This window comes from Rohdeia mirabilis, from assembly GCA_007750655.1.
Classification (GTDB): domain Bacteria; phylum Planctomycetota; class UBA1135; order UBA1135.
Genome location: CP036290.1, coordinates 280752 through 297206, shown reverse-complemented (window position 1 = coordinate 297206; position 16455 = coordinate 280752). Strand labels below are relative to the sequence as shown.

The following is a 16455-nucleotide window of genomic DNA, read 5'->3' as shown; positions in this document are numbered from 1 at the left end:
TGCCCGGCCTACTCGGCTTCGAAGCCGTGGCTGCCGAACTTCAGCGTTCGGCTGTTCTCGGTCACCGTTCGGACGACGTGCTCGGGAGCCCCGTCCGGGAGCTCGGCCTCGATCTCGAGAGTCACGCGCACATTCGCTCCGACGAGACCGACCAGGTGGGAGATCACTTCATCGCCAATCCGGCCAGCATCGCGGCCGACGCGCGCCGAATCGAGGGCCACGCTTCCGTGGAACCGACGCGGTAGTGCCGGCCCAGTCGAGGTCGTTTCGTCAGGGGCCACTGCACCCCCAGCCACACGATAGGATCCAGGCTCTGACGCTACCCCTTCGGCGGACGGCGCCTTGGCCGCGGCCGCCGAATCCAGTTGGCCTCTTGCGCGCTCTGGGCGGACCAAGAGACCTTGGGCGTCGCTGTCCGCCAGGGTGACCCCCTGGCAGGCCCTCAATCCCCGGTATCGTCCAGCCTCCGCGTCGTAGCTCTCCGCGAAGGCGAACGAGTCCTGCTCCCACGAGATCAGGGCCATCCCGTCCCGGATCGCTCCGAGGAGGATCGCCGAGTCCCGGAGCCGGGGCAGGTAGAGGTAGCGTCCGAAGTCCTCGACGAGCTGCTTCACCTCGACATGATCGCCCCGCCACAGGGGCACTCGGTCGAGTTCCATCCGGAGCAACGTCGGCGCGAAGCTCGTGTAGAGCTGGTCACCCCGGATCTTCTTGCACGCCCGCTCCGCCAATGCCTCCTGGCCCGTCAGGCGGGATGCCTGCCACTCGACCTCTGCCTTGGGCGATGCCTGGGTCGGGATCAGGAGCCACTGGTAGGTCTCCGGGATCCGGGCGGTCACGGTGCTCTCCGCCGCCTTCCGCTGGGTCTCGGCCTGCTTCACCTGGTGGGGTGACAGGTCGAGCGTCTCCCGTTCGGCCAGGATCGAGTCCCAAGCCAGGAAGCGCCGGACGGCTTCGTCCAGGTCCTGGAGTCGCGTCTTGTCGGCCGCCAGGAAGACGAGGGTGTTGCGGAACAGGCGCGGGGCGCTCCCCCGCGACTCCAGGATCGCCTTCGCCGCGCCCTCGGCCGCGTTGCTGCTCTCCTTGCTGTAGGGGTGGTCCGCACCGAGGACGACGAGGCGGCAGTCGAGGTCGTCCGGGACGTCCTGGCCTGACTGGGGCAGTGCGTGGACCCGGGCGAAGTCGCCCGTGCGCCGCAGATCGGCCCGCAGGCGCTCGTCGAGGTCCCGCACGATGGCGTCGGGGTCTCGCTTGAGCTGCTCTGCCCGGTCCTCCGCGAGCTTCGTGACCGTCGGCTGCGTGGAGTACCAGTAGCGGGGGCCGTCCTGGTAGAGGTACGTCGCCGCCCCGGCCAGCCGGCGGAGGGCATCCCCGAAGACCGCCGGGGACTCTCCGGGCATGACACAACCGAGCTTGATCCGGCGGTCCTCGAGGCCACGGTTCGCCGCTGCGGCCGTCGGTGCAGAGCCGAGGTAGACCGATCGCGCCACGCGCCGGCACGCCGCGAACTTGCCCAGGTTAGGCACGTCCCCGTCGATGCGTAGCGGCAGCGAGTTAGGCCCATCGACGTCCTTCTCGATCACCGGCACCCAGTTGTCCGACAGGTAGCGCGTCAACTCGAACTGCACCCGCGGATCGTCGATCGGGACGTTCGAAGGCAGGATGAGCGGGTTCCTGTCGCCCTTCTCCCAGAGGCTGTGGATCACGGCCGCCATGAGGCGCAGCACGCCGCGAGTCCGCTGGAACTTCACCAGCGTCGACCAGTCCGTGTAGAGCCGGTCGAAGATCTCCGGGTGGATCGGATAGGCCGCCTTCAGCCGCCGCTCGTAGTCCGTGTCTCGGCACTCCGCAGGGAACTCCTGGTGCTGGGTCCTGTAGAGCTCCGCGAAGGCCCGGGCCACGACGTCGCGATCCTTGAACTGGCTGGGGTCCGTCATCGGCTCAAAGAGCCGCCTGCGCACGATCTCGAAGCCCTCCTCGGCGCTCGCCGGCCGCCAAGAGGACTCCACCCTCCCGATGACGTTCCGCAGCCGGTCGAGTGCCTCGCGGCCCCGCTGTCCCCCGACCTCGGAGTCATCCGCCCGGGTGTGCGGCGAGCCGGCCGTGTCCGAGGCCGGGAGGCTGATCACGAGGAGGCAGTTGTTCGCAAGCTTGGCCGACTCCGTCAGCGCCTGCGCGAAGCTGAACTGCGTCTCGAAGCTGCCGGCAGGAAGGTCGCTCTGGTCGTGGAGCTGGCGCGCGTAGGCCACCCACTCGTCAATGAGGATCAAGCAGGGACCGTAGTCGTTGAAGAGTCCCCGCAACGCGTCCCCCGGGTTCGTGGCTCTCTCGTCGTCAGCACGCACCCGCTCGTAGGCCTCGATCCCACCAAGCTGCCACGCCATCTCTCCCCAGAGCGTGTGGACCACGGTTCCGTCGGGCTTCGTGCTGGGGTTGCCGGGAGAAATCTTGTTGCCCACGAGGACGACTCGCTTGACGGTGGGGAGCTTCGTCGCCTCCGCCTCTTCGAGCACGGTGTCCGCCCCAGGCAGCTCGCCCGGGACCACCCCCGAGAGAAGGTGGTAGAGCGCGAGCATCGAGTGGGTCTTTCCGCCGCCGAAGTTCGTCTGGAGCTGAACGACAGGGTCGCCCCCGGCGCCCATCACACGATGCACAGCGCCGACGAGCAGCCGCTTGAGGCTCTCCGTCAGGTAGGTACGCCGGAAGAACTCGACCGGATCGCGATACTCGGGCGACCCCTCGCCGACGTGCACTTGCCAAAGGTCCGCGGCGAACTCGGCTTGCTGGTACTTCCCGCTCGCCACATCCTTGTGCGGGCTCGTGATCTCCCGCCAGGGCTTGAGCTGACCGGTGGCCTGGCTCTCGATGGCCGTCCCCGCGGACCGGCGCTTCTCGCTGCGCACCTGTTCGTCGAAGCGGACGCGCAGGAGCTCCATCTTCATCTTCTCGACGGCGCTCGCCTGCGGAGCCGAGACAGCCGTGAGCAACCTCGTCGCCGAGTCCAGGGCCCGGTAGGTGTCGTCGCCCGAGAATGCCTGCTGATGTGCCCAGCGGTTGCGAACGTCGCGCAACTCGCTGACGAGAGTGCGCTCCGCCTGCCCGAGGGTCTTGCGGAAAACGAGGTTCCACTGGTTCCACATCACGAGCAATAGCGATGCGACGTCCCAGCGCGGCTCGTCACTCTTGCCGAAGAGCTCGGCCTGCTGAGGGCTGACGGCGGCCTTGACCTCGTCGAACCAGAGTTGCGCGTGCTGAGCCTTGAGCTCTCGCTCGACGAATGGAACCAGGCCCTCCTTCAGGAGGTCGAGCGCCTTGCCGACCCGTTCGTGGTTGCTGATGGCCATAGTTCAGTTCCTCTCCCCTTGCTGCATATCTGTGTGCATCTGCCCAATTCCGTCGAGCGTGGCGTGGAAGCTGCGGGACTGGTTCCGCTCTCTGGTGAGGTGCCGTGCCATCAGCCGCGCACCCGACACCTTCTGGAAGGCGGGAGCGAGGCGCTCGAGCTCGTCCGACGGCCGAGCGACGGCGTCAGGGTCTCGGTAGCGTGCCTTCTTTCCGATTCCCCGGAGGCTCTCCTGTTCGAAGGCGTCCGCCAAGGCATCCGGCTCCCCGAGATACCACGCCTCTAGCTCCTGGCAGGCAATCCGCACGAGCGAGTCCTTGCGCTGGCCGTCCGAGCACAGGCTCTGCAAGTGTTGCTTCAGGGCCGCGCAATCGCCGCCGTCGTTGTCTCGGATCACAACGAAGCGGACTCCCGGCTCGCGCCATGCCCGAAGCTTGCGTGGCACACTCTTCTCCAAGTCTTGCTTCCCTTCGTGGGGCACGCAGAAGAACCGTAGTTCGGGGAACAGTCGCGGCAGAAGGCCTTCGAGCAGGACCTTCATGGACCGCTCCTCCAGCAGAAAAACGATCCGACTCATCGGAGCCCGGTCCCTTCGAAGAGCCCCTGCTTCCAGAGCGCGCCCGGAAGATCGCCCTCCTCGACGAGACTCCGAAGCAGCTCGCTCTCGGAGGCCCGGCAAACCGTCGTGAAGCCCGCTTCCTTCACGAGCCAGAAGATCTCGTCCAGCTTGACCCCATTCAGGAAGTCGGGCGAGTGCGTCGAGACGAAGGCTTGTCCGCCGCGCCGCGCGTAGTCCCGGAATTCCTCGACCAGCTCGTGCAAGAGCTCGGGATAGAGCTGGTTCTCCGGCTCCTCGACGGCGAGCAGGGGGTGCGGATTCGGGTCGTAAAGCAGCACCAGGTACGCGAACATCTTGATCGTGCCGTCCGAGACGTAGCGCGCGATGAAGGGATCCTTGAAGCTGCCGTCCTGGAAGCGCAGCACGAGTCGGCCGTCCTCGGTCGGCTTGGCCTCGACGCGGCTGACCCCCGGGACGCGCTGGCTCATGACCTCGAGCACGCGATCGAAGCGGTCGCGGTGGTTCTCGTAGAGATACTGGGCGACCTGGGCGATGTTGTCGCCGCGCGTCGAGAGGTGCTCGGCGAAGCCCGCTTCGGCGCTTGGCCGTGCATCGGAGATGTGGAAATCCGAGATGTGCCAGTTTTCGATCAGGCCGCGGAACTCCGCGACCACGCGGAACTCCTTGAACTGGCCGAGGCCCTTGATCGCGAGCACGCTGGGATCGTCCAGGACGTGTTCCTTGCGCTCGGCTTCGACTCCGGCCTGGCCGTAAGCGGCCTCGTTGGTGATGGCGTTCCCGCGCCCCCTGGAGAAGTCGACGAAGTGCCAGGGTTGGCCGTACTGGCCACGACGGAACTTGAGGACCTCGCGGTGGACGACGGGACGACCCGCGTCCTCGGCGACTTCGAGTTGGTAGGTGGCGAGCTTGCCGCCGCTCTCCCGGAACTTGACGACGATCTCGATCGGCCCGTTCTCGCCGCGGCTGACCAGCTCGCGGAAACCGCCACGCCGTGCCACGGCCGTGGCGACGTTCTGGGTCAGGGCCTCCTTGAGGAAGGTGAAGACGTCGAACAGGGTCGACTTGCCCGAGCCGTTCGCGCCGACCACGACGGTCATGCGCGGCAGGTCCCGGAGGACGGCCTCCCGGAAGAGCCGATAGTTTCTGATCTCGAGGCTTTCGATCTGCATGGACTAGTCCTCCTGCTCGGCGAACAGCGACGGTTCCGCGGGCTGTCGCGGGGCCTCGCGTGCGAGCCGGACTATCTCGGGCCAGCTCTGGACGAGGGCGTTGTAGGCGAGGGCTAGGGGCGCACGCTTCTTGCGCTCGCAGAGGGAATAGAGGCGATAGGCGAGCTCGCGGGCGGCTTCGGCGGCGGGACCGAGCTGGCCCGCGAGTTCGGCGGCGGCGCTCTCTCCGCCGGCTTCGAGGCGGCGGATCAGGTGGTGGACCATCTCCCAGACGGTGAGGCGAGTGTCGGTGGTGGGATCCCAGTCCTGCGGCAGTTGGCTGGGTTCGAGGAGGCGTACCTTGCCGCCCTTCGAGGCCAGGAGCCCGGCGTCAACAAGGCCTTGGACGCTCGTGTTCTTAGCTCGAGCAAGTACGTCCGCTTGGCCGAACTCCCCCTCGTCGAAACCGGACTGGTCGAACCAGGAAAGGGCCCAGCGCGTGTCCGCGTCAAAATCGCCCTCCTGCTCGGCCAGGGTCTCGTCGAGGACCTGGTTGATAAGCGCCAGCGCGGTCCGAACCGTGAGCGGTGAGCCATTGCTCTCGAGCACGCGGACGTAGCGCGTGTAGACCGCCATTCCGGGGCCGATGGCGGCCTGCGCGAGGTCCACCGGGGCGATGTTGCTCTTCTGGAGCTGGGCCAGGGCGACGGGCAGCTCACCCTTGAGCGCGGTGAGGAACTCGCGGCGCGAGGTCGTCGGCGCGTCGGCGGCGCGCGGGCGACAGACGAGGATGATGCTGGAGGCGAGGGCGTTGGTTCCAACACCGATAGAGCGTCCTCCACGCTCGGTGTGCATGGGCCAGGTACCGCTGACGCCGAATCCGGCTTGGATTACCGCGTCGAGAAACGTCTCCCATCCGGTGGAGGCGGTTCCAGTATCACTGGCCGTCTCCGACTGTTTGAATGCATAGTAGATGGTCACCGGGAAGGCCGAATGAGCCTGCTCTGCGAGGCGCGCCATGGCGTGGGTCATGCCATTCATGAAGAAGGCTTCGGCCTGGTCCCTGCCGCCATGGCGGTAGGGCGTGGCGACCAGCTCTTCGGCCTTAGGAACGGCAAGCGTCGCGAAGAGCTCGGGAAAGACCAGGCGCATCGCGCGGCGATGCCAGACATAAAAGAAATCTGACAGGTCGGCGTACCCAATGTTGTCGTAGTACGGTGGATCTGATGAGACGACTTTCGAAGTAGATCGCACCTGAACCGCAGCATCCTCTTGAGACGCATACCCAAGTGCTGACTCGCTCGGCATGAACTGAAGAGCCTTGTACAGCCACGTTTCGATGTTGTCAGAGTAGTTGCCAGAGGAAGCGCTGAAGGGATTACCTTCTGCATAGTCCCAGGTCATGGGCAGGGCTTGGCGGCTGAAAGTGAATCGGATGTCCTCCTTCTTCTGACCTGGGTTCCAGGAACAGATTGTGGTGCATGCATTGGCGTACCGTGCAACCCCAATGGCGAGGTAGGTCGCAACCGCCTCGGCGTAGGCCGTTGCACCTGTACCACCGTCGCGGAGGGGGGTGAGGTCGTCGGGGAGACCGGCGGCGAGGGCGTCGTGGCGGATGCGCTCCGTGGCCTCGCCGACCAGGTCGGAGAAGGTCGTCAGCGCCACGAGCTGGCGGGGGGTGAAGAGGTCGCCCCACGTCGAAAGGCCGTAGGGCACACAGGTGCCGCCGGTGAGTCGTGCGGGCACGTCACCTTCAGGCCGCCACTTCGGCTTTGCCGCGCGCGCTGCCGCTTCGTGCTCCGCCGTCGGCCCGAGGTACACCCGCTGACGGTCGCCCTCGGCGACGATCGTCATGAGCCGCGCGCCCATGCGCCCCGCCTTGCCCTCAGCCTTGATGTAGTCGCCGTCGATCGGCGCTCCGGACATCAGGCAGCGGAAGCTCGCGCCGCGCCCGAGCTTCGTGCCCGCCTTAGCCACTTCGGGGTCGGCGGGCCGGCCCACATTCACGGTGAACCGATACCCGCCGGCCTCGATCGCCGGCTCGACCCAGGCCTCCTTGCCCTTCTTGGTCGCGAGCATGAAGTTCGAAGCCAGCGGCACTTCCACGTCCGCGAAGGCTGGGTTTGGGCTCTTGACCGTGCGCGCCCAGAGCCAGGCAATGACGGTCAACTCGCGGCCTTCGTAGGGCGCAAGGTCCTTGCGCTCGTGGACCATCTCCTCGGTCACCCGGACCTTGGGGTAGAGCTGCCCGGTGCGTTGCTCGGCCTCGTCGCGCATCCAGCGGCCGTAGTGGCGTACGTCCTCGGCCAGGCCCTGAGCCCCGCGCCAGTCGCCCGAGGAGCGGTTCACGAGCTTCTTGCCCGACCCCTTCGACTCCGGCCGAACCGGCGGGCGACCAGCGAAGCGGGGCGGGATCTCGATCATGGCCTTGTTGATCAGGACGGCGACGGGGTTGAGATCGGAGGCGTGGGCCTCCAGTCCAAGCCGCTGGGCCTCGAGCGGCAGTGCCCCACCGCCGGCGAAGGGATCGTGGAAGCCGGGTAGACGGTCGCGGTCGAAGAGCTCCTTGGAGCGCGGATGGTCAGCGTGCTCGGCGCAGGTTCGCCGCCAGCTCTGCCAGATCTCGGTCCGCGCCCGCTCGAGGACCTGCTCATTCGTGGTGTTCTCCCAGAGCACGAGCTCCTCAAGGATCTTGAAGAGGCGCTGGCGCTCGAGGTCGGCGATGACGCCCTCGAGGGTCGGCTCGGCGTCGGTCGGCTCCTCGCCCGAGAGGTCCTGCTTGGCCGCGCGCTCCGCCAGTCGCTTCTTCAGCTCGCGCGCTGCCGCCGACTTGAGCTTCGGGTCGGAGAGCAGGACGTCCACGTACTCCGAGGGGTCGTCCACCATCTGCGAAAAGATCACCGCCCGCGCCGCCGCCAGGGGCCGCCGCGCCCACCACAGGTGCAGGGTCGAGGGATGCCCGTGCCGGATGGATTTCTCCCGCGCGCTCGCGACGTTGATCGCCTCCAAGGGCAGGGCGACTTCGATCAGCTTCTTCTTGTGCGTGGTCATGACAGCGCGATACCCGTGCGCTTCGCGATCTCACGGGCGAGAGTTCGGAAGTCGCGATGGCAGTCCTGCACGGCTTGTGCGTGGCCGCCGATCGCCCCATCAGCTGGGCGCAGGGCGAACATGGGCTTGCGCGCCTCTTGGGCTAGAGGCATGAGGCTGCGGAAGTGCTTGAGTGTGGCAAGGCAGTAGGGGTCGTTTGCGATAGGCGCAAGCACCCGAGCGTGCTCGTCGAGAACTGCCTCTCGATAGGTTCTCGGGATGCGCTCCATCCACCGGCTGTAGGCCTTGACAGGGCGGTCGAGACGGACAGCATGTTGCATGACGATGTAGCCAGCCGGAGCCATGCGGCCTTCGGGGAGGTCCATGCTCTCCGGCCGCTTGTCGAGACGCTCGCGCCAGCCGTCACGCCAAGCCCGCAACCTGGGCCCGAGGTTCTCGAGGCCCTTTAGGGAGAAGAGGTCCGGCGCCAGAGGGACGACAACGTGATCGGCGGCGACCAGAGCGGCGCGGTTGATGGCGCCGAGGCTCGGGCCAACGTCGAGCAGGACCAGGTCTGCCTCGCGCGCGCGTGCACAGCGGGCGATGACCTCGTGGAACGCAGCGATGACGCGGAAGGCCCGCTTGTCCCCTTCGAGGCAGCGCGACCATTGCAGGCTAAGTTCGTCCTCGAAGGACGAGAGAGAGAGATCGCCGGCGAGTAGCGCGATGCCGTTGATCTCCTCGTAGACAGGCTCGTCGATTCCTCCTTCGCCCTCGAGCAGCGGCCGGATGGGGCTCATTACGGTGCGTCCAGTGCTACCGGCCCAGAGGTCCTCGAGCGTGTCCTCGTCAAGGAACATCGTCGTCAAGTTGGCCTGCGGGTCGAGATCGGCAGCCACGACGTTGACACCGAGTTCGGCGTACATCCACGCCAGGTGGTAGACGAGCGAAGTCTTGCCGACACCACCCTTGTTGTTGAAGAAGGCAATCGTCTTCATTGTCCGGACCTCACAGTGACGCCGACTAGCGTCGGCTGGACATCAAACTCCGGCGGGGGATTGCCATTCTCCTCGAGCAGCTTCCGGGCGGTTGCAATCCCAACGCCGAATCGCTGGACGAAGCCGGTGACGCGCATTGCCTCAGCAAGGTTCGGATTCCGATAGTCGGCGACGCCTGGCATCCCGAAGTTCTCTGCCCGGACAGATCCATAGGGGCCGCCCGGACTGATGATCTCTATCCGGTCGTCGTACCAGGTCACCCGGATGGGAGCATGTGTCCCCTCGTAGATCCGATGCATGACCGCGTTGCGAACGAGCTGTTGGAGTGCGCCTCGGGGGTAGGTGCTTCTCCGGACCTCACGAGACTCCGTCGTGATGTCGACGGAGGTCATGTTGTGTGCGTCGAGCTTCTCGTCGACTCGTCGCAGAACGTCTCCGAGCGTGCCATCGATCAGGGATTCGTCACCGATCGGATCGGACAGACTCGTCCCGCGCATCCTGAGGAACTGTATGTATGCACCTGGAAGGAAGTCCCGCGTGCGCGTACAGAGCACCAAGACGCCGAGGACCGTCGGGATCGGATCGTCGAATGCGACGACCATCTTCGTGGCGGCTAGCCTCTGTTCGAGAGTGCGGTCGTTGGCCTCCAGCACGTCCGGCGCGATGGCGGAGGGAAGGTACTCTTCCTCGAAGGCCTCGCGGCTAAGGTCCGAAAGCGAGGCCGATGAGACGGGCTGTGCGTCGTAGGGGCGGTCTAGATGACGACGGCGCTCATTGAGAATCCGCTCGTCCTGCGCGGTCGCAATGTCGCGGCGCGGTCCTACTCGAATCCATATCCGGCCGCGGTAGCGGACTGGGGGGGCGTCCGAAGGCTGTACCAGCACGACGGCGACCTCAGTACCCCCCACGTCTTGCTTATCGACTGTGATGGTCGGAGGGGGAACGATGTTCCCGTCAGACTTCATGTTGGAGAGGGAGAGTAAGAGCTCATCGGTGATGGCAGTTCCGGATGGACTGGCGTCGTCACGGAGCCCCACGAAGACGACGCCAGGTCGTTGGTGGTCGGGTAGATCATTGGCGAACGCGCAAATCGCCTCCCGAATCTTGGTGGGAGCATCACCCTTGAGAGTTTCCTTGCGCTCGACTAGGTCGGATTCGAGATCGCGCGCCAGATTCTCCAGCTCATGACTGGTATAGGTCTTCATCTCGGCTCCTCCGCTCGTGCGATCAACTCGCCGAGGTCGTAGTTGACGCTGGTCACCCCGAAGTCGGGGTCCTTCTGGAAGGGCCGGCGGACGTAGTGGACGCGATGCGACTGGTCGTCCAGATACTCGACGATGGCGAGAATGAACTCCTCCGGCTTGTTCAACGAGTAGAGGATCTCGTTGCGCGTGACCGTGACCGTGTCGGCACCGGAGATGCGGCCCTTCACCTCGATGAAGCGCAGCCTGCCGCTGCTCGGATCCTTGCTCTCGATGTCGTATCCAAGGCGCTCGAACTCTCGGTCCACGGGGGCGAAGCCGAGTCCGCGCTCCACTTCCATCACGGCAGCTCGCGCGCGCGCTGCCGAAGCCTGCTTGTCTCCGCCCTGGAGAGCGGCCGGCATCGTCGTGCCCGTCATTCCAGCGATCAGACCCATAGGGACCACGACCAAGCCGCCGAGCACCACGGGCGGAAGCGCGGAGATCTGCTTCTCCAGGTCGAGCTTCTCCATCCGCTTCTGGAGCCGAGCCTGAAGGTTGTCCGCCCGTCGCCGCGCCTCCTTCGAGTTCACCCGCGCGTTAGGCTTGCCCGCCTGCTCTTGGAGCTTCAGTTGTTCGGCGCGGTGGTCCCAGTAGCTGATCTCCTTCGTGAGGCGGTCCTTGACGGCGGCGCGTGCCTTCTCGATCCACGCAAGCCGACGTTCGCGCACCTCCTCGAGGTGGCCTGGAACGACGTTGGCGATCGCATGGCTCTGAGCCTCCTGTTCCAGGCCGCGCGAAATCCAGGAGCTCTCGGGTCGATCCAGGATGGCCGCGACGCCCGGCTCGTCCGGTCTCAGCGGGCGGTAGTCGAGGTAGGGCGCGTAGTGGAGATGACGGTTGTTCCCGTGTGCGTCCACTTCGACGTACATCATTCGCCGCGAGATGACGCAGCGATCTCCGGAGGGCGTCGTGCTGCCATCCCGAATAGCGTGTTCGAGGTAGAAGAGGATCCGCGGCTCCATGCCGCTATCCAGTTCGTCCACGAGGACAGTGCCGCGCCGGAGGAGGTCTCGGTGACGCTCCAACGTCAGGTCGAGCGTGGCGTCGAGGAGCGGGTGCCCGGGACACACGAAGGCTGCCAGCGGTTGTCCCTGGGGAGCGATTTGGTCCTTTTGGAAGGCGATTCGCTCGTAGCGAGCGAGAACGGGCTCGCCGACTCCGATGAGCCGATCCCGGTTCCGGATGGGGGCCGGGACGTGGGTGATCTCGAATCGTTTGGTCTCGCGCTGCCTGGCGGTTCCGCCCAACTTACGGAAGGCCTCGAGGAAGAACGACTCGATGTAGTGGGGCTGCAGCCGGCGCGCCTCAGCGCGTTCCATGTCCTCTCGGACACGCTGGACCCGACTCGCGTCCATGGAGTCCTGCGCCAGTGCCTTGTCTTCGAGGAGGTCCTGGATCTCCCTCCTGTCGAAGGCTCCATCGACGGCCTGATCCAGTCGGGCGCGGACTTCGGGCAGATCGCCGTAGCGAATGGCCTCCATGAGCAACTCGCGCAAGGGCTTGCCCTGGAAGTGCACCTTGCCGAGCACGTCGAACACCTGACCGCCCAGCGCCTTCCGTGCCTCGTCCAGCTTCAACAGGAGCTTCCGGTAGACGTCCCCTTCCCGGGTCTCCTCCGCCACGAGATTCCAGAGGTGGCAAACCTCGGTCTGACCGATGCGGTGGATGCGCCCGAACCGCTGCTCCAGACGATTGGGGTTCCAGGGCAGGTCGTAGTTGACCATCAGGTGGGCGCGCTGGAGGTTGATGCCCTCGCCGGCGGCGTCCGTCGCCACGAGCACCTGCACGTCCGGATCGTGTTTGAAGGCTTCTTGAGCCTTCAGCCGGTCTTCACGTCCCATCCCTCCGTGGATCACAACGACCGCCTCTTGCCGGCCGAGGATCGTGGAGATGCGCGCCTGCAAGTAGGAGAGCGTGTCCTTGTGCTCGGTGAAGATCACGAGCTTCTGCTTAGGGGAGGGAGTGGGCCGCGGATCTCGTGGTTCGCCGTAGCCCGGCTCCCCCTCAGCAACGGTTCCTGCCAAGCCCGACGGGGTGAAGATCTCGGAGAGGAGGTTCGCAAGCTCCCGCCACTTGCAGTCCTCGCCTCCCCGCCGAACGGTCTGCGCAAGGCCCTCCAGGCGCTTCAACGTCCCGATCTCGATCTTCAGCTCGTCGATCGTCTGCGCTGCCGTTGCCTGGTCGAGGATCTGGGCCTCGGCAGCTTCGACCTCACTCTCGGGTGCGTCTTCCAGGTCCTCGACGTCTTCTGCGTCGAGCAGAGGCACGCTCGCTATGATTGCTCCTGCCACCGCGCCGCGTTGCAGGAGCTCGAGCTCGCGCAGGCGGCTCTCGAGCCGCTCCTTGCGCCGACGCAGCGACTGGAAGATGGCTTCCGGCGAAGATGCGAGGCGCCGTTGCAGGATGGTGAGTGCGAAGCCGACGGTGCCGGCGCGCTTGTCGTTCTGGAGAGCCTCAGCTCGGTTGAACTCCTCGCGGACGTAGTCGGTGACCTCCTTGTAGAGGCGTGCTTCGGGCTCGGAGAGCTTGTAGGGGACCGTGTGCGCAATGCGCTCGGGGAAGAGTGGCTTGCCGTCGAACTTCAGCAGCCGCTCTTTCACCATCCGGCGCATGAGGTCGGTGACGTCCGCTTGGTGGACCCCATCGCGGAACCGACCCTCGAACCGATCGCCGTCGAGAAGCGCCATGAACAGCTGGAAGTCCTCCTCCTTCCCGTTGTGCGGCGTCGCCGTCATCAGGAGGAAGTGGCGGGTCAGCGTCGAGAGGAGCTGCCCGAGCCGGTAGCGTTTCGTGTACTTGACCTCGCCGCCGAAGAACGTGGCGGACAGCTTGTGGGCCTCGTCACAGACCACGAGGTCCCAGGCACCGTCCGGTGCCTTGAGCTTCTCCTGGACGTCCTCGTTGCGGGACAGCTTGTCCAGGCGGGCGATGACGAGGTTGTTCTCGAGGAACCAGTTGCCCGTCCTCGCGGCTTCCAGCTTGTCGTTGGTGAGAATCTCGAAGGGGAGCTGGAAGCGCCGGTAGAGCTCGTCCTGCCACTGCTCAGCGAGGCTTCCGGGGCAGACGACGAGGCAGCGTTGGAGGTCGCCCCGCGCGATCAGCTCCTTGATGAAGAGCCCCGCCATGATCGTCTTGCCGGCACCTGGATCGTCGGCAAGGAGGAAGCGCAGGGGCTGCCGAGGCAGCATGGCTTCGTAGACCGCGGTGATCTGGTGCGGGAGCGGGTCCACGAGGGACGTGTGCACAGCGAGCACCGGGTCGAAGAGGTGCGCGAGGCGAATCCGGTGCGCCTCGGAGACGAGCCGAAAGAGCTCGCCATCCCCGTCGAAGCTCCAGGGTCGCCCCTCCTCGACGAGCTCCAGGCGGGGCTCATCGTGGCGGTATAGCAGGACGTTTTCGACCTTCCCGGAGGGCTCCTTGTAGGTGAGCTCTAGGGCCTCGGACCCGAACCACTGGACGGTAACCACCGTCACGGCGCAGTCGGTGGCAACGCCGCGTACCGAGGCGTTTGGCTTCAGGTCTTCGAGCTGAGTCATGAGTGAGGGCGCCCCGCGTCAGTCTCGGAACAGAAGACACAGAGCGGAGCATTCACATCCGCAGTTGCTGTGGTGCAGGGTGAGCAAGAGAAGGTTCATGGCGCACCCGCCAGGACTCGAACCTGGGACCCCCGCTTTAGGAAAGCGGTGCTCTATCCAGCTGAGCTACGGGCGCTGAGGAGGCCAGGGTACCGGCCCGGGCGCGGCGCCGCACACGCGCAGAGGGGAAGTCCTGGTCATGCGCCCGCGCCCGGCAGGCGGACGGGCGACGCCTCGCTCCCCCCGGAGCAGCGCCGCCGCCGTCGTCGCCACTCGCCAGCCCTCACCCCACCCGCAACGCCTCCACCACGGCCTTGTACTCCTCGAGCGCCTGCCCTCCCGCGTCCGTCACCCCGTACCGCCCCGGCCCCAGCCGCTCGAACCAGCCGTAGTGGTTGTCGTAGAGGATGCGCTGGGCCCGTGACACACCGGCGGCGTCACGCACCTGCGCCGGCCTGCCGGGCCCGTGCTCGCGTAGGTGCAGCGCACAGGCAAGCGCGTCCTGCCGATACCCGGTGACCCGCGCCCCTCGCGACCCACCCACGTTGTGGTCGCCGCGCATGGCCTCGAACTCCGCGAGCAGTCTCCGCTGCTTCTTGGGCGACTTCCTCGCCACGTACGGCGCCGGATCGACGAGCACATCGACCACGACCGACCGCGCTCGGAACCGCACCACGATCAGCCCCAGACCCAGCAACTTGCACAGCCGCACCACGTCCTTCTGTGCGCGCCGCAAGAGCGTGCGACCCGTGCTCGCGCGGTCGTCGGGAACCGCCACGTACACCGCGTCGCTCACCTTTTGGCGATCGATGCCCTGCAGCACGAGGTCCAGGTTCATCGCCAGCTTGAGCTCGACGATGACCGGCGGCTCGTCGGCACGCTGGGCGACCACGTCACAACCCTGCACCTCGGCCTTCACCTCATAGCCCTGCCCCTCGAGGTAGCGCTTGATCGGGTCGTAGAGGTCGGTCTCGCGCATCGCTCGCTGCGTGTCGCTCGTGGTGCCGCACCGCTGCAACGGGCGCGTGGGCCGATGCACGGGTGCAGCTCGCTCCCAGCCTAGCGGGCGCGCGCTCGCCACCGACGATCGAGGCCGGGCACGCGCTGGCAGAGCGCTCCATCAGAGACGGGAACGCCGAGCTCGCCGTTCGCGCCGCGACAGGGCTCCACCCGCGGGCGAACTCCACGGGCGGCGGCCACGAACACGCGCATCGGACGAGCGCCGCCGAGGTCCGACCGCGTCGCCCGCCTACACTCCCCGCCATGCCCGACCCGCACGACCGCGACTCGACACACTGCGACCCGCACGCCCACTCCCCCCACACCCCCCACCCCCGCGTCCTCACCCCCTTCCGCTTCCCGCGCACCGGCCGCACGCTCCCCAACCGGCTCGCGCTCGCGGCGATGACGAACATGCAGAGCCACGCGGACGGCTCGCTCGGCGACGACGAACTCGCGTGGCTCGTGGCGCGCAGCTCGTTCGGAATCGTGACCACCTGCGCGGCGCACGTGGCGCAGGACGGACAGGGTTGGGACGGCGAGCTGGGCGTGTTCGACGACGCGCTGCTGCCGGGGCTCAGGCGGTTGGCTTCGGCGCTCGACGCGGCCGGTACGCTCGCGCTCGTGCAGATCTTCCACGGCGGGGTGCGGGCGCCGTCGCGACTCACCGGCCAGCAGCCGTGGAGCGCGAGCGCGTTCGAGCTGGACGCGCCGAAGTTCGAGGTGCCGCGCGCGGCGACGCTCGAGGACATCGAGCGCACGATCGCAGCCTTCGCGTCCGCCGCTCGTCGCTGCGCGGAGGCCGGGTTCGCGGGCGTCGAGCTGCACGGCGCGCACGGCTACCTCATCACGCAGTTCCTCGGCACCGTCACGAACACGCGCACCGACGAGTGGGGCGGGACGCTCGAGAAGCGGGCGCGGTTCGCACGGGAGGTGCTGGCGGCGGTGAAGGCCGCGGTGCCCGACGACTTCCTGGTGGGCATGCGCCTGTCGCCGGAGGTGCCGGACCAGGGCGTGGTGCTCGACGACGCGCTGCAGCTGGCGCGCTGGCTCACCGACGACGGCGTGGACTTCCTGCACGTGTCGAACTGGGACAGCTTCAAGCCGCCCGCCGCGCACCCCGACTCGGACCGCATGCTGACCGCTTGGTTCCGGGAGGCGGTCGGGCCCGACGTGCCGGTGATCGCCACGGGCGGCGTGTGGACGCCGGCGCAGGCGGACGAGCTGCTGGAGCAGGGCGCCGACCTGGTGGGATTGGGCCGCGCGGCGATCGGGCACGCGCGCTGGCCGGTGGACGCCGCCACGCCGGGGTGGGAGCCCCAGCGGCCGCCGTACTCGGCGGAGCACCTACGCGAGAACGCGCTGGGCGAGGCGTTCATCAACTACATGAAGCGCTGGCCGGATTTTGTGGAGGCGTAGCGCTTCGTAGAGGAGACCGGCCCGGTTCGGGAGTAAGCGCGCACGTCGGTGCGGGCGAACAGCTCTCGGTCGCGCGCTCGTTGCGCCATCGGGTGACGCACTCGCGTCGCCGCCGACCA

The 16455-nt window shown here is 66.9% G+C and carries 9 protein-coding genes and 1 tRNA gene; 1 reads left to right on the top strand and 9 read right to left on the bottom strand.

The annotated features are described in order from the left end of the window. Nucleotides 1-8: 8 nt before the first annotated feature. The 9 genes from Pla163_RS01120 to Pla163_RS01080 all read right to left on the bottom strand — a co-directional run bounded on the left by Pla163_RS01120 (nt 9) and on the right by Pla163_RS01080 (nt 14897). Nucleotides 9-3344: a Swt1 family HEPN domain-containing protein gene (locus Pla163_RS01120; protein ID WP_145182303.1), complete on the bottom strand. Its 3336-nt coding sequence runs from the start codon at nt 3342-3344 to the stop codon at nt 9-11. A 3-nt stretch (nt 3345-3347) separates the two neighbouring features. Next, nucleotides 3348-3884 (bottom strand): DUF4276 family protein, encoded by a 537-nt coding sequence (locus Pla163_RS01115; protein ID WP_419186179.1) that lies wholly within the window; start codon nt 3882-3884, stop codon nt 3348-3350. 32 nt (nt 3885-3916) lie between these two features. Further along, entirely contained in the window at nt 3917-5092 is a 1176-nt protein-coding gene (locus Pla163_RS01110) for an AAA family ATPase (protein WP_145182297.1), read from the bottom strand. 3 nt (nt 5093-5095) lie between these two features. After that, complete coding sequence (locus tag Pla163_RS01105) at nt 5096-8122, bottom strand: DUF1156 domain-containing protein (protein WP_145182294.1); 3027 nt, start codon at nt 8120-8122, stop codon at nt 5096-5098. Beyond that, nucleotides 8119-9099 carry a ParA family protein gene (locus Pla163_RS01100; protein ID WP_145182291.1) on the bottom strand — a complete coding sequence of 327 codons (981 nt, stop codon included), beginning with the start codon at nt 9097-9099 and terminating at the stop codon, nt 8119-8121. Before Pla163_RS01100 ends, Pla163_RS01105 begins: the two co-directional genes overlap by 4 nt. Beyond that, the gene (locus tag Pla163_RS01095; RefSeq protein WP_145182288.1) at nt 9096-10304 is read right to left on the bottom strand and encodes an ATP-binding protein; all 1209 of its coding nucleotides are present in this window, start codon (nt 10302-10304) and stop codon (nt 9096-9098) included. Before Pla163_RS01095 ends, Pla163_RS01100 begins: the two co-directional genes overlap by 4 nt. Next, nucleotides 10301-13879 carry a helicase-related protein gene (locus Pla163_RS01090; protein WP_145182285.1) on the bottom strand — a complete coding sequence of 1193 codons (3579 nt, stop codon included), beginning with the start codon at nt 13877-13879 and terminating at the stop codon, nt 10301-10303. The genes Pla163_RS01095 and Pla163_RS01090 overlap by 4 nt, the downstream gene beginning before the upstream one ends. 98 nt (nt 13880-13977) lie before the next feature. Continuing rightward, nucleotides 13978-14054: transfer RNA gene (locus tag Pla163_RS01085), tRNA-Arg, on the bottom strand. A gap of 147 nt (nt 14055-14201) precedes the next feature. After that, nucleotides 14202-14897 (bottom strand): DUF2161 domain-containing phosphodiesterase, encoded by a 696-nt coding sequence (locus tag Pla163_RS01080; protein WP_145182282.1) that lies wholly within the window; start codon nt 14895-14897, stop codon nt 14202-14204. Between the two features lie 284 nt (nt 14898-15181). On the opposite strand from Pla163_RS01080, the gene Pla163_RS01075 reads away from it, so the two are divergent. Next, nucleotides 15182-16336: an NADH:flavin oxidoreductase gene (locus tag Pla163_RS01075; RefSeq protein WP_145182279.1), complete on the top strand. Its 1155-nt coding sequence runs from the start codon at nt 15182-15184 to the stop codon at nt 16334-16336. Nucleotides 16337-16455 lie beyond the last annotated feature (119 nt).

Bases quoted from the DNA above. Each gene is read 5' to 3' on its own strand.
- Pla163_RS01115 (WP_419186179.1), bottom strand. From the start codon at position 3,884: ATGAAGGTCCTGCTCGAAGGCCTTCTGCCGCGACTGTTCCCCGAACTA.
- Pla163_RS01075 (WP_145182279.1), top strand. From the start codon at position 15,182: ATGCCCGACCCGCACGACCGCGACTCGACACACTGCGACCCGCACGCC.
- Pla163_RS01095 (WP_145182288.1), bottom strand. From the start codon at position 10,304: ATGAAGACCTATACCAGTCATGAGCTGGAGAATCTGGCGCGCGATCTC.
- Pla163_RS01105 (WP_145182294.1), bottom strand. From the start codon at position 8,122: ATGACCACGCACAAGAAGAAGCTGATCGAAGTCGCCCTGCCCTTGGAG.
- Pla163_RS01080 (WP_145182282.1), bottom strand. From the start codon at position 14,897: ATGCGCGAGACCGACCTCTACGACCCGATCAAGCGCTACCTCGAGGGG.
- Pla163_RS01120 (WP_145182303.1), bottom strand. From the start codon at position 3,344: ATGGCCATCAGCAACCACGAACGGGTCGGCAAGGCGCTCGACCTCCTG.
- Pla163_RS01100 (WP_145182291.1), bottom strand. From the start codon at position 9,099: ATGAAGACGATTGCCTTCTTCAACAACAAGGGTGGTGTCGGCAAGACT.
- Pla163_RS01110 (WP_145182297.1), bottom strand. From the start codon at position 5,092: ATGCAGATCGAAAGCCTCGAGATCAGAAACTATCGGCTCTTCCGGGAG.
- Pla163_RS01090 (WP_145182285.1), bottom strand. From the start codon at position 13,879: ATGACTCAGCTCGAAGACCTGAAGCCAAACGCCTCGGTACGCGGCGTT.